The organism is Enterobacter sp. YSU, assembly GCF_016082135.1.
GTDB classification, from domain to species: Bacteria; Pseudomonadota; Gammaproteobacteria; order Enterobacterales; family Enterobacteriaceae; genus Enterobacter; species Enterobacter hormaechei_C.
In genome coordinates this window covers 648676-669639 of the sequence record NZ_CP059487.1, presented here as the reverse complement: position 1 = coordinate 669639, position 20964 = coordinate 648676, and the positions used below count along the sequence as shown (strand labels likewise).

Annotated in this window: 19 protein-coding genes; 10 read left to right on the top strand and 9 right to left on the bottom strand. The window is 50.0% G+C overall.

Annotation, left to right across the window (positions count from 1 at the left end; genetic code table 11):
* Positions 1-2: 2 nt before the first annotated feature.
* Genes H2Z33_RS03175 through H2Z33_RS03165 form a run of 3 tightly spaced genes read left to right on the top strand, consistent with a single transcriptional unit; the run spans position 3 to position 2664 of the window.
* A complete protein-coding gene (locus tag H2Z33_RS03175; protein WP_045259851.1) occupies positions 3-239 on the top strand; it encodes a hypothetical protein in 237 nt (78 codons plus the stop codon).
* The gene (locus H2Z33_RS03170) at positions 239-880 is read left to right on the top strand and encodes a phage baseplate protein (RefSeq protein ID WP_074173857.1); all 642 of its coding nucleotides are present in this window, start codon (positions 239-241) and stop codon (positions 878-880) included. Before H2Z33_RS03175 ends, H2Z33_RS03170 begins: the two co-directional genes overlap by 1 nt.
* Positions 880-2664: a right-handed parallel beta-helix repeat-containing protein gene (locus H2Z33_RS03165; protein WP_162269974.1), complete on the top strand. Its 1785-nt coding sequence runs from the start codon at positions 880-882 to the stop codon at positions 2662-2664. Before H2Z33_RS03170 ends, H2Z33_RS03165 begins: the two co-directional genes overlap by 1 nt.
* A gap of 87 nt (positions 2665-2751) precedes the next feature.
* On the opposite strand, the gene H2Z33_RS03160 is transcribed toward H2Z33_RS03165, so the two are convergent.
* The 3 genes from H2Z33_RS03160 to H2Z33_RS03150 are packed head-to-tail and all read right to left on the bottom strand — an operon-like array spanning position 2752 to position 5503.
* Positions 2752-4230, bottom strand: a complete 1479-nt coding sequence (locus H2Z33_RS03160) for a hypothetical protein (RefSeq protein WP_032621356.1) — start codon at positions 4228-4230, stop codon at positions 2752-2754.
* The gene (locus H2Z33_RS03155) at positions 4227-5144 is read right to left on the bottom strand and encodes a glycosyltransferase family 2 protein (RefSeq protein WP_063867318.1); all 918 of its coding nucleotides are present in this window, start codon (positions 5142-5144) and stop codon (positions 4227-4229) included. The genes H2Z33_RS03160 and H2Z33_RS03155 overlap by 4 nt, the downstream gene beginning before the upstream one ends.
* Complete coding sequence (locus H2Z33_RS03150; protein WP_063867320.1) at positions 5141-5503, bottom strand: GtrA family protein; 363 nt, start codon at positions 5501-5503, stop codon at positions 5141-5143. The genes H2Z33_RS03155 and H2Z33_RS03150 overlap by 4 nt, the downstream gene beginning before the upstream one ends.
* Before the next feature lie 123 nt (positions 5504-5626).
* On the opposite strand from H2Z33_RS03150, the gene H2Z33_RS03145 reads away from it, so the two are divergent.
* Positions 5627-6010: a S24 family peptidase gene (locus H2Z33_RS03145; protein WP_063867322.1), complete on the top strand. Its 384-nt coding sequence runs from the start codon at positions 5627-5629 to the stop codon at positions 6008-6010.
* 341 nt (positions 6011-6351) lie between these two features.
* Here the strand turns inward: H2Z33_RS03145 and H2Z33_RS03140 are convergent, their stop codons facing one another.
* The 6 genes from H2Z33_RS03140 to H2Z33_RS03115 all read right to left on the bottom strand — a co-directional run bounded on the left by H2Z33_RS03140 (position 6352) and on the right by H2Z33_RS03115 (position 13464).
* Complete coding sequence (locus tag H2Z33_RS03140) at positions 6352-7098, bottom strand: SAM-dependent methyltransferase (protein WP_032670521.1); 747 nt, start codon at positions 7096-7098, stop codon at positions 6352-6354.
* Between the two features lie 10 nt (positions 7099-7108).
* The gene (locus H2Z33_RS03135) at positions 7109-7366 is read right to left on the bottom strand and encodes a YjhX family toxin (protein ID WP_006809960.1); all 258 of its coding nucleotides are present in this window, start codon (positions 7364-7366) and stop codon (positions 7109-7111) included.
* A 259-nt stretch (positions 7367-7625) separates the two neighbouring features.
* Complete coding sequence (locus tag H2Z33_RS03130; protein ID WP_063135464.1) at positions 7626-9563, bottom strand: putative bifunctional diguanylate cyclase/phosphodiesterase; 1938 nt, start codon at positions 9561-9563, stop codon at positions 7626-7628.
* A gap of 17 nt (positions 9564-9580) precedes the next feature.
* Positions 9581-10075: a molybdopterin-dependent oxidoreductase gene (locus tag H2Z33_RS03125; RefSeq protein WP_063135463.1), complete on the bottom strand. Its 495-nt coding sequence runs from the start codon at positions 10073-10075 to the stop codon at positions 9581-9583.
* Between the two features lie 380 nt (positions 10076-10455).
* Complete coding sequence (locus H2Z33_RS03120) at positions 10456-12240, bottom strand: diguanylate cyclase (protein WP_045334514.1); 1785 nt, start codon at positions 12238-12240, stop codon at positions 10456-10458.
* A gap of 114 nt (positions 12241-12354) precedes the next feature.
* Positions 12355-13464 (bottom strand): AI-2E family transporter, encoded by a 1110-nt coding sequence (locus H2Z33_RS03115; RefSeq protein WP_017383139.1) that lies wholly within the window; start codon positions 13462-13464, stop codon positions 12355-12357.
* Between the two features lie 157 nt (positions 13465-13621).
* Between H2Z33_RS03115 and mmuP the strand changes: the two genes are divergently transcribed.
* From mmuP to H2Z33_RS03085, 6 genes are all read left to right on the top strand, one after another.
* Complete coding sequence (gene mmuP, locus H2Z33_RS03110) at positions 13622-15022, top strand: S-methylmethionine permease (protein ID WP_058700544.1); 1401 nt, start codon at positions 13622-13624, stop codon at positions 15020-15022.
* On the top strand, positions 15009-15941 hold the full coding sequence (gene mmuM / locus H2Z33_RS03105) for a homocysteine S-methyltransferase (protein WP_063135462.1): 933 nt from the start codon (positions 15009-15011) through the stop codon (positions 15939-15941). Before mmuP ends, mmuM begins: the two co-directional genes overlap by 14 nt.
* Positions 15942-16536: 595 nt before the next feature.
* Positions 16537-17052, top strand: coding sequence for a fimbrial protein (locus tag H2Z33_RS03100; RefSeq protein WP_033487723.1), 516 nt, complete (start codon positions 16537-16539; stop codon positions 17050-17052).
* 211 nt (positions 17053-17263) lie between these two features.
* On the top strand, positions 17264-17692 hold the full coding sequence (locus tag H2Z33_RS03095) for a fimbrial protein (RefSeq protein ID WP_223230160.1): 429 nt from the start codon (positions 17264-17266) through the stop codon (positions 17690-17692).
* Between the two features lies 1 nt (position 17693).
* A complete protein-coding gene (locus tag H2Z33_RS03090; protein ID WP_047735169.1) occupies positions 17694-20177 on the top strand; it encodes an outer membrane usher protein in 2484 nt (827 codons plus the stop codon).
* 31 nt (positions 20178-20208) lie between these two features.
* Positions 20209-20955 carry a fimbria/pilus periplasmic chaperone gene (locus H2Z33_RS03085; RefSeq protein ID WP_033487720.1) on the top strand — a complete coding sequence of 249 codons (747 nt, stop codon included), beginning with the start codon at positions 20209-20211 and terminating at the stop codon, positions 20953-20955.
* Positions 20956-20964: the final 9 nt, after the last annotated feature.

Below are 20964 nucleotides of genomic sequence, written 5' to 3'. Positions count from 1 at the left end.
AAATGGCTATAACATCATTTGCAGATACTGACGTCACTTATGCGGACGGTCAGAAAAACAAAGAACCAATTCCAGATGAAATTCTTGCCAGCGGGTTTGTGCCTCCCGTTCGCATGCCAGATGGATCAATCTCAGCAGGTAGCAAGCTCGCAGCCAATCACCTCAATACACTACTTAACGACTTATACGCGCAAATAGCTGACCTGAAAGCACGCGTGACAGTGCTTGAGGGGGCTTAATGGCAGATATCACTCTAAAATATTTAACAGATTTGCCAGCAGCCGCTTCGGCAGCGTTGACTGATTTGTTGCATGTAAATCAGTCAGGAAATGACAGGTCTCTTACCGTTTCAACTCTGCTCAAAGCAATTGTTGATGGTGTATATCCAATCGGAAGCGCTCATTTTTTTACTAATACAACAAATCCAAATGTCATATGGCCAGGAACTACATGGGCCAGAATACCAGGCGCAGGAAGGACAATCAGGCTTGCCAATAACTCAGGAAGCGACACCTTGCAAATAGGGGGTAGCGACAGCATTACGATTACAGCATCCAATCTTGCACCACATACACATCCGATTGATGTCAACTCAGATTCTTTCGATTATGGGAGCAAAACAACCAGCACATATTCTCATTCACACACGGTTGGGCTTAAAAGCGTTGGAACATTAACAGGTGGCGCTCAGGATAGGAGTAGCGATGACATTATTTCTTCACAGTCAACTACAACATCATCAGATAATCATGCGCATTCAATATCAATAGGTGCGCATTCTCACCGAATATCGGGTGACACAGGTTCAACCGGTTCTGCAACCCCAATAGATACTACAAACCAATATATTAAATTAGCTGGATGGTACAGGACTGCATAATGGCCGAACAAAAAGTAAAACTTACTGAGTTGCCAACCGCGACCGATACACTTGATACAGCGCAGCTCTTGGTCAATCAGAACAGTACCGACCAGAAGCTTGCTATTACACATCTGTTGCGTGCAAAGAACAACCTTTCAGAACTAGAGGATTTTGCACAGGCACGAGCAAATTTAGATGTTCCGTCTGTAGAGGAAGTAAATAACAAGTTATCAGGATTTATTGACGGGTCTTATACATTTAGCTCTGGCGGGTCGTTAGCGTCACGCTCTGATTTTATCTGGGATGAAGAAACGAAATCCTGGTATTACTGGTCAGGAGTATTGCCAAAAGAAGTTCCAGCCGCTTCCAATCCTGACTCTACAGGTGGGACTGGTGTTGGTGCATGGATTCCTGTTGGAGAATCAGTACTGCGAGGAGACTTAGCAAAACCAACCGGATCTTCGCTCATTGGATATCAGTATCCTGTGGATGGCAGTGTGCCAAGAACGGTAGAAGATAAACTTGGAGATTTCGTTAGTGTGCTGGACTTTGGCGCAAAAGGCGATGGCGTAACAGATGATTCAGTAGCCTTTAAAAAAGCCTCAGCTACCGGTAAGAAAGTGTTTATCCCTGATGTGTCAGGTAATGGTTCTGGCTGTATTTACAAAGTAAAAAATGTATATATCAAAAAGCCATTGCTCTTTGGAGAAAATATCGGTGTAGAAATACAACCTGTTTCTGCCGGTGATGAGATGTTCTACTTTGGAGATCCTGACCAGCCATCTACTTACATTATTAATGGTGCGAGAATAGAAAACCTCACCTTTTCATGCCCATCAGCTTCAGATGGAGAGTACCCTATAGCCATACGTTGCCATCAACAGCAGCAAATGGAGATATTCGGATGCACATTCTACCGATTAACATTTGAGCTTATAGACTACAGATATGTCACCTTTAGGAAAATTCGTGGAATAGGTTCAATGTTCTATTCAAACAGGACTCAACCAAATGGTGTTGATTGGGCTGACGCATTGGTTATCTCAGACAGTTTTATTGCTTACTCTTCCCGTGTTGAAGTTCGTAACTCTGTAGGATTTCAAATGCGAAATACCTATTGCGCAAATCCGACATCTACTCCATGCCTGTTATTGGGATATGACGATTGGGCAAAGCCAAGTCATGGAACGTGCGAACTAACTGACGTAACAATTGAAGGCGTTACAGAACTCAACAATTGCAACCTTTTTGTTTTTATTGTAAATGGCCATATGGGTGCCTTTGAGGGGCATGGGCTAACGCTTAAAGATTGTTTCTCGGTAAACTGTGTAAATACAGAATTCCATTACAGTAAAGACTTCGGTGTATACATGAATGCGTGTAAAAAATCATCATTCACTAACACCAGGTTTACAAATAATGGAGAAGGTGGGATTAGAATTGGTGGTGATACGCAATATGTTGCATTCGCTGGATGTCTTTTTGGCGAGGGAGGAATTGCTAATGACGGCCCAACTCAAAAACGAGGTATTAACATTGAGGACACTAGCGGAGGGATTGCGGTGTTGTCTTCTGTTTTTGATGGAAATAGCGAGGTTAATATTGGCGGAGATCAAAGTAAATACAGGGTTCTGGCATGTCAAGGAGTTCCCGATACTGTAATTGTTAGCGGTGGTGGAACATCGCAAAGGCCATCATCTCCAAAAGCAGGGCAGCAGTATTACGATACCAACCTAGGACTTCCTGTATGGTGGAATGCTACCACAGAAACATGGCAGCGTGCAGATGGCACCAATACATAACAGAAAGCGCCAATCCTGTGGCGCAATTAATTGTCATCCTTAAACCACCTCCTGTGGGGGTGGTTTTTTAATATCCGAAACCACTTTCTAATTTAAAGCCCTGATCCCATCTTTCCATATGAGAACTATTTTATCCTGAATCTTATGTTTTTCACTTGGAGTTCCAAACTGTCTTATGGCATTGCCAATCTGGTCTTCGTCATCTGCAATTAAGAACTCCGCTCCAGCTTTATACCATTCTGATTTTGATAGCCCATTATATTGAACAAATTGATTATTGCGTAATTCATATGGCGCAACGTTAATATCGCTAAATCCGGCTACCGAAGATGCAAACCAAAAAGAGGCATACCCCCTCTTATATCCGCTTTCATGTAAAAAATTTCTTAGTTCAATTGTCACATCGTTAGTGTTTACTGTGTTTCTTAATGTTGCTAAACTTGGTATTGATAACAAAATGACGATTAAAGAAATCGCTATATTTCTTTTTGCAGAAAAGGCAAAGGCACTTCTTGAAATGACAATGGACATAAATACAAACGTAGGAACAATGTATCTGATAGAAAAGAGATTTGTTGGTCTGTCGCTCAGTAAATAAGCAAAAAACATTAGTAATGATGACGCAACCAATACCTGACAAAAGAAATCAAGGTCCTTAAATTTAAGAATGCACCTTGTGGATAAATATATGAATGAAAATATGAATATTACCTTAATTAAACTAAAGAATGTTCTCTTATCACCTATTTCCATTCCAAATACATATCCACCAAAAAAATGAAAAGTGCCCTGAATAGTTAATGATATATTATTAGTTAATTGAGAGAAATCAACAAAATGCGGGGTGGTTATCCCTGGCAGGGTAAATCCACCAAAATGTAAAAAAAAGAAAGATATGCATTTCGAAACTGCAATTGATACTGCAGTTGACGCTATCAATACCACATATCTATAGTTTATGTTTTCTTGTTTATATATTCCAAGTGCCACTCTATACAAGCACACAAGTATAACAGGGATAATAAATGCATATTTTGCAATGTCATCACTAAAAGACAAAGTTGATAACATAATCATGTATGTCAATAATAGCTTTAACGACCCTTTTAACCTATATTGCTCCAATAAAACTAAACAAAGTAAGATTAGTATGTATGCACCTATGTGAATGCATGCAATTAACATTATACTCGATGAAAACGATGTTGGCATGGCAAAGGTAGCAAGAACTGCGTAAAATGATAAATTTCTATTATGATTTGATACATACAAGGAAATTGTTACCAGTACCCCCATAAATATCCCTGGGACAATATAGTAAAGGTGCTCGTTAAATCCTATTATTTTTATTGCTAATGCATATGGTATGATCTCTGTAAAGTAAAATGATACCGTAGATAGCTTCCATCCACTTAACAGTATGTTACCGTTTAAAATATCCCTTGCTTCTCTGAATGATGATATAACATCAGAGTTTGGGAGTGTATTTTTGGCAATTAGTGAATATACCACTGACAATATTGTGAAAATAAAAGCCCAACAAAAAAAGTTAAATTTATTAGTCATTTTTTACCCTTTATTAAATATTTAGGTCGTTGCTTAGATTCTATGTATATACGTCCAATATATTCACCTAGTACCCCAATCCCAATAAGCTGGATGCCCCCGAGAAAAAGAACAGATACCAGAAGAGACGGATAGCCACGCACTGGGTTGCCAAACGCAATGGTGTCAATGATCATCCATGTCCCGTAAAGAAAGGCTAAGCCAGCAACTAACAGGCCGATATATGTCCATATACGAAGCGGGAATGTTGAGAAGCTGGTAATCCCTTCAAGAGCAAGATTCCACAGCTTCCATCCGTTGAATTTCGTGTTGCCTGCAACCCTTTCCGCCCGGGCATACTCAACGACATCGGTGCTTCCTCCTACCCAACTCAATACACCCTTCATGAACAGGTTGCGCTCTGGCATGAGCTTGATGTTTTCCACTACTTCACGAGACATCAGGCGGAAATCGCCAACGTTTTCCTCAATCTTCGGATTGCTTATTTTGTTATGCAGCTTATAGAACCATTCAGCCGTCTTGCGCTTTAGGCGACCATCGGTGGAACGGTCTGTTCGTTTAGCCAGAACCATATCAGCACCAGCCAGCCACTTCTCAATAAGATGCGGTATGACCTCGATAGGGTCTTGGAGGTCTACGTCAATCGGGATAATCGCCTCACCTGTAGCATGGTCTAACCCAGCGAACAGCGCTGGTTCTTTTCCGAAGTTACGAGTGAACGACAGAGGCTTAACGAGAGGGTCTGAAACGGCGATTGAGTGTATGATCGCCTCTGTTGCATCCCTGCTCCCGTCATTGATGAAGACAATCTCGACCTCATAGGGCTTAAGGCCTTCAAATTCTCTAACTGTTTTGTAAAAAATCGGTATCGCGTCTTCTTCGTTGAATACTGGTACCACCAGAGAAATCTTCATTGTTTTTCCCTAAAGACAACATGTTTCGAATAAAAGAAACCACAAATCAGGCTAATAAGAGAAAACTCTACAAGAGTGATGATGGGGGAAATCTGATAGTAATCAGACACCTTACCAACCAGTACGCTCATTAGACCCATAAATGTGACAAAGAGAAAATAACCTCTAACTTTGGGCTTTGATTTGAATGTGAATGCAGCATTGGCGAAGAACGAAAATGTTACTGCCGTAGCAAATGCCAGAAGGTTTGCAGCCGCCTGGTTTACAGAGAGCATGTAGACGCCAACTGAGAAGACGATCCAGTGAATGGCGGTGTTAAACACGCCGACCGTTAAATATTTTGAGAATAGCTTAAGCATATGAGTGTTTGGGTAGTTTTAGAGTTCAGCGTAGTTTATCACCTAAGACCAATCTGATCAGCACTTGATCAATTCTGGTAGGTGAAATACTGTATTTATATACAGTAATAATCGGAGGTGTTTATGGGATTCCCGAGTCCAGCGCAAGACTATGTTGAACAGCGCATATCGCTAGATCAGCGCATCGTAACCAGGCCATCAGCTACTTACTACATGAAGTCGTCAGAGACTATCTACCGCTGCGGCATCATGAAAGATGCGCTGCTGGTCATCGACTCGTCACTAAACCCCTGTGACGGCTCATTGCTGGTTTGTGAGATAGGAGGTGAGTTCAAAGTGAAGATTTACCGGACATATCCTCAGCATCACCTTGAGAATGCACTGAACGGACGCAAAGAAAAGTTACCTGGTCACTTCGAAGGGATAGAAAGCCCGGTGTTTGGAGTTATCACGTACATCATCAACGATGCGCGGACAGGTGAGTTTGATGATTGCCCGGTGATGTGATTTCTTGTGCCACGGTTGTGCCATGATTGTGTCATGCACCAGAAATCATCATCCATCATCTTTCCGTTTGTGCCATCAGCATTGGCTGTGTGAATGCGGTCAATGCTTGTAAAAACAGTTAGTTAAATGTGGTGCTTCTGATTCGTAATGCGAAGGTCGTAGGTTCGACTCCTATTATCGGCACCATCTAAATCAAATAGTTACCCTACATTCCAGTAAATCTCGTTCTCAGACCATGGCAGCAAATGTTGCCATTGGCTGCACATTTTCGCGTCATCGTTTTGTACCTCAAAGAAGTTGATCGGCGGCATAACCCAAAAGGCTATACCGCCAGCGCCATATTATCGCGCCATTAACGCAAACACTCCCCAGCCAAAGTACTCCCGCGTGTACGTCACATGACGTTCAGGCGCTATCGTCAGCTCCGCCCGAACCTCCTGCGCGAAGTCATCGTCTGGGTTTTCCTCCAGCCAGCGACGCATGGTCATCCATTTTGCGGCTTCGTACCTGTCCCAGCCTTCCTGGTCAGCCAGCACCATTTCAACCAGGTCATAGCCCTGTTGATCGAAAGACGCAACCAGACCGGGCAGAGTGAGAAAGTCTGCGATCGACGAGACGCCGCAGGCCTGGGCTGTCTCCTCCGTCGCGGGTACCTGACGCCAGTACGGTTCGCCGATGAGCATTATTCCCCCGGGCTTGAGGCTTTTTGCCAGCAGATCCATCGTCCCGGCTACGCCCCCCGCAATCCAGGTTGCGCCAACGCAGGCCGCCACGTCACATTTTTCATTCGCGACGTAGCCGGCCGCGTCGTTATGAATGAAATGGACGCGTTCGCTGACGCCGAGTTCCTCTGCGCGCCGCGTGGCCTGCGCGGTGAAGAGCGGGCTCATGTCGATGCCGGTACCGGTAATACCGTAATCACGTGCCCAGGTACAAAGCATCTCTCCCGAGCCGCTGCCGAGATCGAGAATGCGAGTGCCTGGCTTCATGCGTAACACCCGGCCCAGCGTCGCGTACTTCTCTGGCGTAAAGGGGTTATGAATGCGGTGTTCGCTTTCGCTAACAGTAAAAATACGTGGGATATCCATCATCCTCTCCTCAACGATTATCAGGCTGAGCGCGAACGTTATTCAGCCCGGTGGTGTTGATCCGATAGGGCTGGCCGTTGACGGATTTGATCAGTTTTTTGGTTTTGAGTTTTTTGAAAACGGCGAGCGTGCAGTCAGCCAGCAACAGCCCTTCGCGGGTGTAGCATTCAACGGCGGTGACGCGGCCGGAGGTATCGCGGACGTGCACAATACGGCCACCTTTGGCGAGAACATGTAAGGTACGTTGTTCCTGACGGGATAAATTCATACTGGAAAACCTGTTTAATCATCATATGCAAAACGTGCAAACACACAGCGGTGTCCGCATACGATTTCGGCGCATTGATAATCAGTCCGGCCTGGAAAGGTCGGGAAGCTGATTATCGGATGATTACATTCTCCAGCATCAAAGCCTCGGTTTGAGTTGATAGGTATTTACGGGGTGAATGATAACACCTGGTTATTGTCAGTGAATACCCAGGGGTGAAAAATGTGATCCCGGTTGGTATCGGGCTGAGGAGAGGGGATCATTCCTGGCCGCTCTTAATTTTGCTGTCGACCTGAGGCTGTGGTTTGCTGAAAAGATATCCCTGCACAAGCTCGCAACCCAGAGCCTGAAGCCGCTCAAGCTGCTCTTCGGTCTCAACGCCCTCGGCAATGACGCCCATATTAAGGCTTTTAGCCATACCGGTAATCAGCTTCACAATATTAAGCGCATCTTCCTGCGTAGATATCGGATTGACAAAAGATTTATCGATCTTGATTTTATCAAAATTCAGTTCGCTGAGTCTGGAGAGCGACGAATAACCCGTGCCAAAATCATCAATAGAAATTCTTACGCCCAGTGAGCGTAGTTTTTTGAGGATCGCAATGGGGTTATTTCTGTCACTGAAGAGGGAAGACTCTGTGACCTCTAACTCAAGACGGTTAGCCGGGAGCCCGGTCTCAGCCAGAACGGACTGCACCGTATTAATAAATGATTTGCTGCCCAATTGAACAGGCGAGACGTTGACGGAGATCCTGGCCGGAACAGCCCAGGAGACCGCCTCCCTACAGGCCAGTTTAAGTACAGTTTTACCTATCTCGTTGATCATGCCTGTTTTTTCAGCGGCGAAAATAAAGCTATCCGGGGAGAGCATCCCCTTGACGGGGTGCATCCAGCGAATAAGCGCTTCATAGCCGTAAATTTCCTTGCTGATGGAATTCACAATAGGCTGGTAATAAACAATAAACTCATCATTCTCTATTGCTCTTGCCATATCATTTTCAAGGGTTCTGCTTTCCTGCAACTTCTGTAGCATTCGCTGGCGGAAGACTTTGATTTGCTGAGAACCTTCTTTCTTGGCTTCATAGAGCGCCAGATCGGCAAATTTATAAAGGTAATCTGAACGTCGTTCGTTATCCGATAAAACAATACCCACACAGGTGGCTATTTTTATAAGTTGATTATTAATTGTATAGGGCTTGCTGATGCTATCACTGATTTCTCGCGCGCGTGAAACGGCTGCGGCTTCGGTTAAGCCACTGGAGAGAAACGCAAATTCGTCGCCGCCCAAACGATAAAATGTCTCTGAAAAGCGGCTCAAAGCGTTAAGGCGCGTGGATACCTCACGTAACAGTAAATCGCCAGCATCATGACCGTAGGTATCATTCACCTCTTTGAACCGGTCTAAATCGAATAACATCACCGTGACCGAAATATGTTTTTCCTCAGCCTGTAGATTAAGTTTATTGAGATCATCCCAGAAGAAAAGACGGTTTTTCATGCCGGTAAGGGAGTCATGATAAACATCGTATTCCAGTTTTGTATTCTGGATTTGCAGGGTTTCTTTGGACAGCTGAAGTTCTTCAGCCAGAGTTTTAACCTGTGTATGTGCTTTGAGAATGTTTTTATTTTGATAGATAATCAAAAAGCCCAGTATGAAGCTTAAAATAACCAGTAACAGCGAAAGTGCTGAATAAATATAATATAGAACCTGTATTTTTAGGTTAGTTTCATTGATTGTATTAACATCTTTTGTTAAAGCCGTTGATGAAAGCTGGCTTAGCGGTGCATCCAGTAAATGCATATTTTTCAGATAGAGCTTTAACTCTGAACGGCTCATTTTCTCAAGGTGACCATCCAGATAGTTCAGTATATTTTCCAGGCGTAAGGCGAGCACCTGATGCGCTTTCGCGCTGTTTATATAACGACCCAGGCCGCCCTCTTTCAATAAATCATTCTGGCTCAGCATGATTTCCAGGCGCATGCGAACCTGGTCTACCGTAACGTCATCAGTCTCGGTTGCGTACAGTCCAATCCATGATTCAAATCGGTAATATTCAGATACCAGTTGGGCTACAGACCAGGACTCAGTGTAGTGAGTCAATTTTTGCAACTCCTGCTGACGGTCGTAGACAAGAAAGGCTATATATCCCGTAGTGATAAAAAGAGAAAAAATGATACCAACCAGTATCCTGTTCATTATGTTCTCCTGAACTACTATTCAATCTTCATTTTGCTGATCTGCCAGGCCGATCGCGAGTAATAAATCTGATTATTGAGTTCAGGAAGACTGTCATAAGGGTAGACGATGAATGACGGACCTTTATCGCGGATGCGCATATATTCGCCATTGACCTTTAACGCCAGGATGGCGTTGTATTTCTGGAAGTCGCTGAGAGGGATGACGGTAGTATAATCATTGAGTGCAACCACATTCAGAACAGAACCCTTAGCACCCACATACTCCATGAGTTTGCGCATCGGGATACCCTCAAACTTCGTGCGGCCATTATACCAGGGAGAGGTCGTCTGGAAACTCACCATCCCCAGTTTTTCCAGGCTGGCAATATCAAAAACGGCTTTTCCATTTTCGTTCGTATTTTCTATATTACCGGTAATGGTTAAGATGGGTTTGCCCACAGGCTTTGGCAGTTCGCCAGCCCAGCTTAAACTTTGTACCAAAAAGCAGCACAGCATTAGGATTATTCGCATATTGGCCTCCTCTTTTTAACAGAAGTATAAGAATTATAAGTTATTTATCCTATAAGTTTGTCTATTTTGTTGAACGCCATGGCTTTTTGCAAACGATACTTCATTAAATGTATTAAAATCAAATGGATAATCGTTGTTTGCCCCGTGATTGCAGACCTCTGGCTGGAGCTTACGTTTTTTAAAACATAAAAACTCAGTGTAATTAGCCACCGGGTTTAAAAATGATCGCTTTGATTATTGATATATTTACGCACCCCCATTTTTTATCAATGGTGGCATCGTTAAGATTGATTTATATGTACAAAGAATGATAACGCACCCTCAATGTGAGGGAATAAGAGAGTGCGCGTACCTCTGACGTCATTTGCACTGAGTTTCGGTTAACCCGTCTCCAGCATACTGAAACTGACGATCCGCGAGCGCCCCAGCTCTTTCGCCCGGTAAAGCGCCACGTCTGCCGCGCGCAGCAGGTCGTCGCTTTGGGCGTGCTGCGGGTAACTGGCTATCCCGATCGACACATCCACCGGGCCAATCTCAGCAAGCCCATAGCGCAGCGACAGCGTATGGACGCCGTTATAAATCTCAGTTGCGCAGGCGTGAGCCGCTTCCTCATCCGCACCCGTTAGCAGCACCAGAAACTCTTCGCCACCAAAGCGGAAGGCCAGGCCGGCATCGTGCACGGCACGCTGAACAATTGTCGCCACGCTCTTAATCACATGATCGCCAGCCTCATGGCCGAAGCGATCGTTAATGCTTTTAAAGTGATCGATGTCGATCATCATGCAGCTCACCGGCTCATCATTGCGCATTGCCTGAGCTATCTGAGTGCGCAGGGTATCTTCCAGGTGGTGACGGTTACGCAAGCCGGTGAGCGGGTCGAATAGCGCTTTTTCCAGGAGGGCATCGCGCAGACGCTGGTTGGCCAGCGCCAGACCCAGGGCTTCCGCCATTAATTCGAGATATGCGCGGGACGGCGCCGTTTCAGGCGTGATGTTCTGAAACGACAGCAAACCAATGGCTTCCCCCTGCGCAATGAGCGGCACGCACAGTGAACTGTCTTTTTGTGATTCAGGCAGATGCTGGCAACCGATATCCGGCTCGCCGTTGACCGGTGGGTGGCTCTGACCACGGCGTATGGCCCAGCATTGATCGGGGTGGAAAGCATTTTTTTCTCCCTGTGGAGATAACCATTCCGCCGCACAGCGCATCTCCCACGGGTTTCGATCCAGGATATACAGACGTCCGGCGATACCCGGCGCAATGTTGGGAGCAAACAGCTCTGCCACCTCAATCACGTCGCTGACGTTCTCGCACCCCTGCAAGCGCTGCGTCATTCGCGCGAGCAGCTCGCGGATGGCCCAGTCTGCGTCGCGTTCTTTTTCAAGCCGCTGCCTTGCCAGCCCGTTCTCGCGGAAAATGCGAATGGCCTGCGCCATATCGCCTATCTCATCGACCTGGTTGAAATTGGGCGTTTCGACGCCGTAATCCTGTGAGGCCAGGCGGTGAACCACATCGCTGAGGCGCACTACCGGGCGCAGCACGCGGTGCTTGAGAATAAAGCCCATCACGAATAAGAAGAGCAGGGCGGTCAGGCCGACCATCACCTCTGAGGCGGTACGCAGCGTTTTCGACGTGTTGGTCGCTGCCTGGACATCGGCAATAATGCGCTTATCCAGCAGCATACGAAAATGGTCAATCTTGCTCTGGGCGCGTTCCGTTTCAAGTTCGTAGATTTTGCCGAAGAGTAACGCAATGGCCTGTTGTTCCTCACCCCGGGCGACGCTGGCAATTGCTGCCTGCTGTTCATCCTGTAGGCCATCAACAATCTTCAGCCCTTCATACAGCAGCGCCAGCTCTTCGCCCGTTGCGCCCGTATCTTTTAACTGTCCCACTTTGTGTTCAATATTCTTCAGTTCACCTTCTTTCGCCTGGTACGCTTTCAGCACATCGGGCTCTTTTTTGATGGCGTAAAGGCGCGCTAAATCGGAGAGCATCCAGGTTTCTGCTTCAATCTCTTCCGTAAGCTGGTCAAAAATTTGTCGTTGCTTAACAGCCTGACGCTCTACGTTGTCGGCATGGGAAGCCATCAGCATGACGATACCGGAGGCAATGGTCAGGCACACCGTGACACCATAGGCCCAGTTTGTGATCGTGGCGATTCGCACCTGTTGGATCCTTCTACGACAAATGTGGAAGAGCGTTCATTTCAGATTATAGAAAACCCCTGATTTATCGCGAAAAAAAAGGCGGCACAGGGCCGCCTGACAAAACGCGTTTCGTTAGAGATCCGGAGGGTTTTTTCCCTCTTCGATAAAGTCTGCGTCCAGCTCCTCGGCGTTGCCTGCGTGGTCGCGGCCGGAGAAGAGGTTCCAGCAGGCGATAAACAGGGCGGCAATCAGCGGCCCAATCACAAAACCATTTATGCCGTACAGCTCCATACCGCCGAGCGTGGTGATCAGTATCAGGTAGTCCGGCATTTTGGTGTCTTTGCCCACCAGCAGCGGACGTAAAAGGTTGTCCACCAGCCCGACGATAATGACAAAAAAGCCCACAATGAACAGACCCTGCCACAGCTGGTGAGTGGCAAACAGGAAGATCGCGGCGGGAACCCAGACGATAGCCGAGCCGACGGCGGGCACCAGGGAGAGAAACGCCATCAGCGCTCCCCACAGTACGCTACCGTCAATACCGACGATGGCAAAGGCGATACCGCCAAGCGTACCCTGAACCACTGCCACGACCGCCGTACCTTTTACCGTGGCTCGCGAGACGCCGACAAACTTAGCGAACAGGTGCTGTTTGGCGAAGTCAGACAGCGGCAGCGAGTCGAGGATCTGGCGCACCAGATAGGGCCCGTCTTTGAGCAGGAAAAACAGCAGGTACAGCATAATGCCGAAGCTAATAGCAAAGCCGAACGTCCCTTTACCAATCAGGAACGCGCTTCCCGCCAGATACTGTCCACCCTGTAACGCGACATCGGAAAGCTTTTTCTGAATCTGCGCGGCGTTGGTCAGGTTGTGATCCGCCAGGAAGCCGCTGGCCCAGTCCGGTAGTCGGTTGAAAATACCGGCGATGACTTCCGGGAACTGCGTGTTGTTCTGTTGCAGCTTGGTGTAAACCATGTTCAGTTCCACCGCGAGCGAGGAAAGGATCACCATCAACGGAATAAACACGATCAGGCAGATAATGCCGAGTGTTAGGAGAGAAGCCAGCCCGTTGCGATCGCCCAGCGCGGTACGCAGTTTGTTTTTCACCGGGTTGAAAATGATGGTCAGGATCGCGGCCCACAGAATCGCCGAGAAATAGGGTGACAGCACGTCAAAGAAAGCCCAGGTAACAAGGGCCAGGATGAGAATAAAGAAACCTTTGGTCAGTCCGTTAAATCGCATAGTGAGTCCTGGTGAAGAAGAAACTGTGTCGACTATAGAACTGATTTAAAGATTTACCAATAATTGCGCCGAAGTCGTGCCGGGTGGCTTTTTGTTAACAATCGCGGTATAACACCCTTCTTTGGATGTTTAGATGTCCATACGTTTAGAAGGTAATATGCAAACAGAACAACAAAACGGGCAGCTTAAGCGCACCATGAAAACCCGTCACCTGATTATGCTCTCGCTGGGGGGCGTTATCGGCACAGGGTTATTCTTCAATACCGGATACATCATTTCGACAACCGGCGCGGCGGGCACGCTGCTGGCGTATCTTATTGGTGCGCTGGTGGTTTGGCTGGTTATGCAGTGTCTGGGCGAGCTTTCCGTAGCAATGCCGGAAACCGGCGCGTTCCACGTCTACGCCGCTCGTTATCTCGGCCCGGCGACAGGGTATACCGTGGCGTGGCTCTACTGGCTTACGTGGACAGTGGCGCTGGGATCGAGCTTTACCGCAGCCGGGTTCTGTATGCAGTACTGGTTCCCGCAGGTTCCCGTCTGGACGTGGTGCGTCGTCTTTTGCGTGGTGATTTTTGCTCTTAACGTCATTTCCACGCGCTTCTTCGCCGAAGGGGAATTCTGGTTCTCGCTGGTGAAAGTCATCACCATCATCGCCTTCATTATTCTCGGCGGGGCGGCGATCTTCGGTTTTATCCCGATGCAGGACGGTTCACCGGCGCCGGGCTTAAGCAACCTTACTGCCGAAGGCTGGTTCCCGCACGGCGGTCTGCCGATCCTGATGACCATGGTGGCGGTCAACTTTGCCTTCTCCGGAACGGAGCTTATCGGCATCGCGGCAGGAGAAACGGAAAACCCACACAAGGTTATTCCGGTTGCTATTCGCACCACCATCGCCCGGCTCATCATCTTCTTTATTGGCACCGTATTTGTGCTGGCGGCGCTGATCCCGATGCAGCAGGCTGGCGTGGAGAAAAGCCCGTTCGTGCTGGTGTTTGAAAAGGTCGGCATTCCGTATGCGGCGGATATCTTTAACTTCGTGATCCTGACGGCGATCCTCTCGGCGGCGAACTCGGGCCTGTACGCCTCTGGCCGTATGCTGTGGTCTCTGTCTAACGAGAAAACGCTGCCACGCTGCTTTGCCCGCGTCAACAAAAACGGCGTGCCGCTGACGGCGCTCTCCGTTTCCATGCTGGGTGGCGTGCTGGCGCTGTTCTCCAGCGTGGTTGCGCCGGATACGGTGTTTGTGGCCCTGTCAGCCATTTCCGGTTTTGCGGTGGTGGCGGTGTGGATCAGCATCTGCGCGTCACACTTCGTGTTTCGTCGCCGTCACGTGCAGTCCGGGCAGCCGCTTTCGGCGTTGCAGTATCGCGCGCCATGGTATCCGCTGGTGCCCGTGCTTGGCTTTATCCTCTGCCTGGTGGCCTGTGTCGGCCTGTGGTTTGACCCCAGCCAGCGTATTGCCCTTTATTGCGGGCTTCCGTTTGTCGCCCTGTGTTATGGTGCGTACTACCTGACCCGAAACCTGACCACGCAGGAGCCTGAACATGTCGCAGAATAATCCGCTTACCGCCCTCCTTGAAAACCAGCCGTTTGTCGTGCTGGATGGGGCGATGGCAACGGAGCTGGAAGCGCGCGGTTGTAACCTTGCCGACAGCCTCTGGTCGGCCAAAGTGCTGATGGAAAACCCGGAGCTGATCCGTGACGTGCACCTCGACTACTACCGCGCGGGGGCACAGGTGGCGATCACCGCCAGCTATCAGGCCACGCCTGCGGGCTTTGCCGCACGCGGGCTCGACGAGGCGCAATCCCGGGCGTTGATTGGCAAAAGCGTAGAGCTGGCACGCAAAGCGCGGGAAGCGTACCTGGCAGAGAATGCGCAGGCGGGCACGCTGCTGGTGGCGGGGTCGGTAGGGCCGTACGGCGCGTACCTTGCCGATGGATCTGAATATCGCGGCGATTATGTGCGTCGCGCTGAAGAGTTCACCGCGTTCCACCGTCCCCGCGTGGAGGCGCTGCTGGATGCGGGCGCGGATCTGCTGGCCTGTGAAACGCTGCCTTCTTTCCCGGAGATTAAGGCGCTGGCGGCGTTGCTGACGGCGTATCCTCGCGCCCGGGCATGGTTCTCATTTACCCTGCGTGACAGCGAGCATCTGAGTGACGGGACGCCGCTGCGGGATGTCGTTTCTGCGCTCGAAAGCTACCCACAGGTTGTCGCTCTGGGGATCAACTGTATCGCGCTGGAAAACACCACCGCGGCGCTGACGCATCTGCACAGCCTGACGTCGCTGCCGCTGGTGGTCTATCCGAATTCCGGCGAGCATTATGATGCGGTGAGCAAAACCTGGCATCACCATGGTGACGCCTGCGAGACGCTGGCGGGGTATTTACCGCAGTGGCTGGATGCCGGTGCGAAGCTGATTGGCGGCTGCTGTCGCACCACGCCGCAGGATATTGCGGAGCTGAACGCACAGCGGTAATCCTGACTCCCGGTCAGCGGTTACGCAGGCCGGGAATAATTCTCTTTATACACTTCCCGATATTTCTTTCTGGCCAAATAAGATGCCTGTCCCCAATAGATAACATCAGTTCGTGCACGAATGATATTATCCCCTGACCTCGTTTCTTTTTGAATAAATGTAATTACTTTTCATACTCCAGCAACAAATTCGCGTTGATAATTTCGTGTTTATGACTGTCATTGTGGGTTAAAAAGTTAAGTTTTAGATTGATAATCTATCATTCTTGGTTAATGAAGTATAAAAATCTAACTGCTGGTGGATTCATTTTTATTATTCTAATTAAACCTATTATTTAAGCATGTCTTTTGTTTTTGTTCTTGTAGGGTATTTTGCCTTTTGTTTTTTCATCGTCGGGTTACTATTTATTGCATCAGCGAAGCGCAGGGAGATATGCGTAAGTTCAACTGAATTTGCTGATGACGATGTTTAAGAGATTATTTGATTGCTGAGTAATTTAATTAAGCCCAATTTTCGGGCGGGGCGCATATTGCCCAAATTCAGCCATCAAAAATCTTCTGTGTGTGTCATTCACTTAATTTACAGGACGATTTTTATGAAAATGAACAAACTCTTTACTGCACTGGTTCTGGCTTCTGGTATGGCTGCTTTCGGTGCTCAGGCAGACCAGGGTAGCGGCGTTGTGACCTTCACTGGTTCCGTTATCGACGCGCCATGTTCAATCGCGGCAGGTGACGAAGATCAGACCATTAGCCTCGGCCAGGTTTCCAGTTCCGCAGTGGCGAACGGCGGCACCTCTACGCCGGTTCCGTTCTACATCCACCTGGAAAACTGCTCTGTTGAGACCGCTACCACTGTGACCACCACCTTCTCCGGCGCGGATTCCAGCGTTGACGGAGCGGTGCTGGGCGTGACCGGCAATGCAACCGATGTTGGCGTCGTCATGACCGACGGCGACAGCAACACCATCACCCTGGGTGAAGCCACGACTGGACAGAACGTGGTTAATGGCGACAACACCCTGACCTACTCCGCGTACATCATCGGTGGAGAAGCGCCAACCGAAGGTGATTTCACCGCTGTGACTAACTGGACGCTGGCCTACGAATAAGCCCTGACCTTATTTCGATGACCCGTCAGGCGGCCTTAGCTGGCCGTCTGATATTCGAAACCGACTGAATAAGTGAAAAGGGTTTGCTATGGGTTATATATTTTCGAATACAACAAAAATAGTTAAAACACTCCCTTTTCTCCTGTCTGGTTGTTGCCTGCCTTTATTCGCTGCAAATCAGGGGGAGGGTGCCGTCCTTATTCAGGGGGCGGTGCTCTATACACCCTGTGCAATTGATCTTGGTAGCCGCGATCAAACCATTGATATGGGCGATACGCCCGTGTCGGAGATTGCCACCAAAGGCTATGGCCCCACACGTGCGTTCACCGTTCGCTTAATTAATTGCCTGATGCTGCCGACACCCGGGAACGGAAGATATGACTCCGAGTACTACCAGATAACGTTTGAGCCAATGACGGGCGCAGACCGGTTTTCCGTGCGTGGAGACGCACAGGGAATTGAGCTGGCGATCCGCGATACCGACGGCAATATCGCCGCGCCCGGCGTGGCCTTTCCCGCCAGAGAGGTCACGGCGGGCAGCATGAACCTGAATTATTCGCTTCAGCTTGTCAGCAACGGACAGCCGCTCAAAGCCGGGGATTACCAGTCTCTGATCCGCTTCAGAATGGATTACAACTGAGATGAAAAAAACGATACGGACATTCCGACGCTCAACGCTCAGCGTGCTGATTTTGGCTCTAATCGTGCCGGTGGCGAAAAGCGGGGCCGACGATGACATTCAGTTTAATACTGACGTGCTGGACACGCAGGACAAGAGCAATATCGATCTTAGCCACTTTTCGCGTCGCGGCTACGTCATGCCCGGCGACTACACCTTTAGCATCATGGTGAACAAAGAGATCCTGCGCGAGGAGCGGATTGTGGTCTATCCCGAGGGTGAAAACGGCCGGGACAGCCTGATCTGCCTGACGCCAGAGCAGCTCTCTCGCTTTAACCTGAAGGCCAGCGTCATGGACGATCTTCGCTGGCTGCGCGACGGTGAGTGTCTGGACAAAGCCAGCCTCGAAGGACTGGATATGCGCGTCGACCTGGCAAAGGACACGCTTTATCTGTCGATCCCGCAGGCGTGGCTGGAGTACACCGCGCCAAACTGGGATCCGCCTTCGCGCTGGGATGAGGGTATCCCTGGTGTGATTGCCGACTACAACCTCAATCTTCAGGCGCAGCAGAATCAAACCGGTTCAGACAGCCAAAATATCAGCGGGAATGGGGTCCTGGGGGCCAATCTGGGACCATGGCGCGCCCGCGCCGACTGGCAGACCAGCTGGAACAAGCGTGACGGGAAGACGGACAAGGATTTCGCCTTTAGCCGTTACTATCTCTACCGCGCCATTCCTTCACTGAAAGCGAAGCTGACGGTGGGGGAAGATTACCTCAGCTCCGATATCTTCGATACCTTCCGCTTTAGCGGCGTTAGCCTGAATTCCGATCTCAGTATGTTGCCGCCGAGCCTGCGTGGCTACGCGCCCGAAGTGACGGGCATCTCCCGTTCGGGCGGCAAAGTGACCATCAGCCAGCAGGGACGCGTGATACACGAAACGCAGGTGGCCGCCGGGGCGTTTCGCATTCAGGAACTGAATGATGCCATCTCTGGCACGCTCGACGTAAGGGTGGAAGAGCTGGACGGCAGCGTGCAGGTCTTTCAGGTCACGACGGCTTCGGTTCCCTACCTGACGCGCCCGGGTGCGGTGCGCTACAAGCTGGCGGCGGGTAAACCCTCTGAGTGGGGGCATAGCATGACCGGGCCGATGTTCACCTCGGGCGAAATCTCCTGGGGCGTGGCCAACGGCTGGACGCTGTACGGCGGCTCGGTGATCGGTGGTGACTACAATGCCCTGTCGGTGGGGATCGGGCGCGATCTCTTCATCCTCGGCGCGCTGGCCTTCGACGTAACGCAGTCGCGGGCGGTATTGCCTTCTGAAGGCACGCTGTCCGGTACCTCTTACCGGGTGAGCTACTCAAAAACCTTCGACGAGTATGACAGCCAGGTCACCTTTGCCGGGTACCGTTTCTCCGAACGCGACTTTATGAGCATGTCGGAGTACCTCGATACCCGCTACGGCAGCGGCACGTCGCACAGCCCGAAAGAGAAATACACGGTGTCGTTTAACAAACGCTTCCGGGATGTCGGGCTGAGCGCTTACCTCAACTACAGCCATCAGACCTACTGGAACAGCGCGGATAACGATCGCGTAAGCCTGTCGCTGTCGCGCTATGTCGATCTTGGTCCGTTCAGGAACATGAGCGTATCGCTCACGGCCTACCGCAGCGAGTACTACTCCCTGAAGGATGACGGAGCCTACATTTCGGTGTCGCTACCGATAGGTAACGGCACCTCGCTCAGCTATGGCGCCACAATTAACCGCACCGATAACACCCATCGCGTGAGCTATTACGGCCGGGTGGATGAGCACAATAGCTTCCAGGTCAGCAGCGGCCTTTCCCGCAGCGGCCCGACGGCGTACGGCTACTACACCTGGCAGGGCGATAGCGCGCAGGTGCAGACCAACGCCAGCTATCAGTCCGGCAGCTATACCGCGCTGGGCATGAACGTGACCGGCGGTCTGACCCTGACCACCGAAGGGGGCGCAGCGCATCGCTCGAACGCGCGGGGCGGCAGCCGCGTGCTGGTGGATACCGCAGGCGTCAGCGGCGTGCCCGTTAAGGGATTCGGCGCCTCGGTGAAAACCAACCGATTCGGGAAGGCTGTGATTGGTGATGTGAACAGCTACTACCGCAATCCGATCCGCATTGACGTCGACAAACTTGATGAAAATGCTGACGTCACCCGATCCGTCTCGCAGGCCACGCTCACCGAAGGGGCGATCGGCTATCGGCAGTTTGACGTGATTGCGGGTGGTAAAGCGATGGCCTTTATCCGTAAGGCTGACGGGAGCTTCCCGCCGTTTGGGGCCTCGGTGATGAACGAGAAAAACCAGGAGACGGGGGTGGTGAATGACGAAGGAAGCGTCTGGCTAAGCGGCATTCAGCCAAACGGCAAAATGACCGTCAAATGGGATGGACAAGCCCGCTGCGTGGTAAACCTGCCGGCCACGCTGCCAGCCGTGCTGGAGAACCTGCTTTTAACCTGTTCGCCGGAATAACCGGCCTGAAAAACGAGATGAGTTAATCAAGATGACAATTGTGCGAATTTCCGCCCTGACGGGCCTGGCGCTGATGGTTTCAGGCGTGGCAACAGCCGCCGTATCGCTGGACAGAACCCGGGTTATTTTTGACGGCGCGGCAAAATCCGTGAGCCTGCGCCTGACCAATGAAAATAAAACGCTGCCGTATCTGGCGCAGGGGTGGGTAGAAGATGCTCAGGGTAAAAAAATTACCGATCCGCTGGTGCTGCTGCCGCCGGTTCAGCGCATTGAACCGGGTGAGCAGAGTCAGATCAAGGTGCAATCCACCGCGGGGATCCAGCGCCTGCCACAGGACAGGGAGTCGCTGTTCTATTTCAATCTGCGCGAGATCCCACCCAAAAGCAGCAAGCCTAATACGCTTCAGCTGGCGCTCCAGACCCGCATCAAGCTCTTTTATCGCCCGGCCGCTATTGAAGTGCAGCGTGCTGATTATTCCACGCCGTTTCAGGAACAGCTGACTCTGGCGCGGGAAGGGGATAAATACCGCGTGAATAACCCGACGCCGTATTACATCTCGCTGGTTAATGCGTCTTCGACGCTCACCGGCAAAGCGGCGGCAGGCTTCAAGCCGATTATGGTTGAGCCGAAAGGTCAGCTAGTGCTGGCACCGTCCGCTGCTGCGCTCGGCAGCGCGCCCGTGCTGACTTATGTCAACGACTTTGGTGGCCGCGCAAAGCTCATCTTCAGCTGTGGCGGCAGCGAGTGCAAAGCCGTGCCGCAGGAAAAGAAAAAGTAACCGCCGGGA

Coding starts and splice junctions, on each gene's coding strand:
- H2Z33_RS03175 (WP_045259851.1), top strand. CDS start 3: ATGGCTATAACATCATTTGCAGATACTGACGTCACTTATGCGGACGGT.
- H2Z33_RS03145 (WP_063867322.1), top strand. CDS start 5,627: ATGGGATTCCCGAGTCCAGCGCAAGACTATGTTGAACAGCGCATATCG.
- H2Z33_RS03170 (WP_074173857.1), top strand. CDS start 239: ATGGCAGATATCACTCTAAAATATTTAACAGATTTGCCAGCAGCCGCT.
- H2Z33_RS03165 (WP_162269974.1), top strand. CDS start 880: ATGGCCGAACAAAAAGTAAAACTTACTGAGTTGCCAACCGCGACCGAT.
- H2Z33_RS03085 (WP_033487720.1), top strand. CDS start 20,209: ATGACAATTGTGCGAATTTCCGCCCTGACGGGCCTGGCGCTGATGGTT.
- H2Z33_RS03155 (WP_063867318.1), bottom strand. CDS start 5,144: ATGAAGATTTCTCTGGTGGTACCAGTATTCAACGAAGAAGACGCGATA.
- H2Z33_RS03135 (WP_006809960.1), bottom strand. CDS start 7,366: ATGAATTTATCCCGTCAGGAACAACGTACCTTACATGTTCTCGCCAAA.
- H2Z33_RS03130 (WP_063135464.1), bottom strand. CDS start 9,563: ATGAACAGGATACTGGTTGGTATCATTTTTTCTCTTTTTATCACTACG.
- H2Z33_RS03115 (WP_017383139.1), bottom strand. CDS start 13,464: ATGCGATTTAACGGACTGACCAAAGGTTTCTTTATTCTCATCCTGGCC.
- H2Z33_RS03090 (WP_047735169.1), top strand. CDS start 17,694: ATGAAAAAAACGATACGGACATTCCGACGCTCAACGCTCAGCGTGCTG.
- mmuM (WP_063135462.1), top strand. CDS start 15,009: ATGTCGCAGAATAATCCGCTTACCGCCCTCCTTGAAAACCAGCCGTTT.
- H2Z33_RS03100 (WP_033487723.1), top strand. CDS start 16,537: ATGAAAATGAACAAACTCTTTACTGCACTGGTTCTGGCTTCTGGTATG.
- H2Z33_RS03150 (WP_063867320.1), bottom strand. CDS start 5,503: ATGCTTAAGCTATTCTCAAAATATTTAACGGTCGGCGTGTTTAACACC.
- H2Z33_RS03160 (WP_032621356.1), bottom strand. CDS start 4,230: ATGACTAATAAATTTAACTTTTTTTGTTGGGCTTTTATTTTCACAATA.
- H2Z33_RS03125 (WP_063135463.1), bottom strand. CDS start 10,075: ATGCGAATAATCCTAATGCTGTGCTGCTTTTTGGTACAAAGTTTAAGC.
- mmuP (WP_058700544.1), top strand. CDS start 13,622: ATGCAAACAGAACAACAAAACGGGCAGCTTAAGCGCACCATGAAAACC.
- H2Z33_RS03140 (WP_032670521.1), bottom strand. CDS start 7,098: ATGGATATCCCACGTATTTTTACTGTTAGCGAAAGCGAACACCGCATT.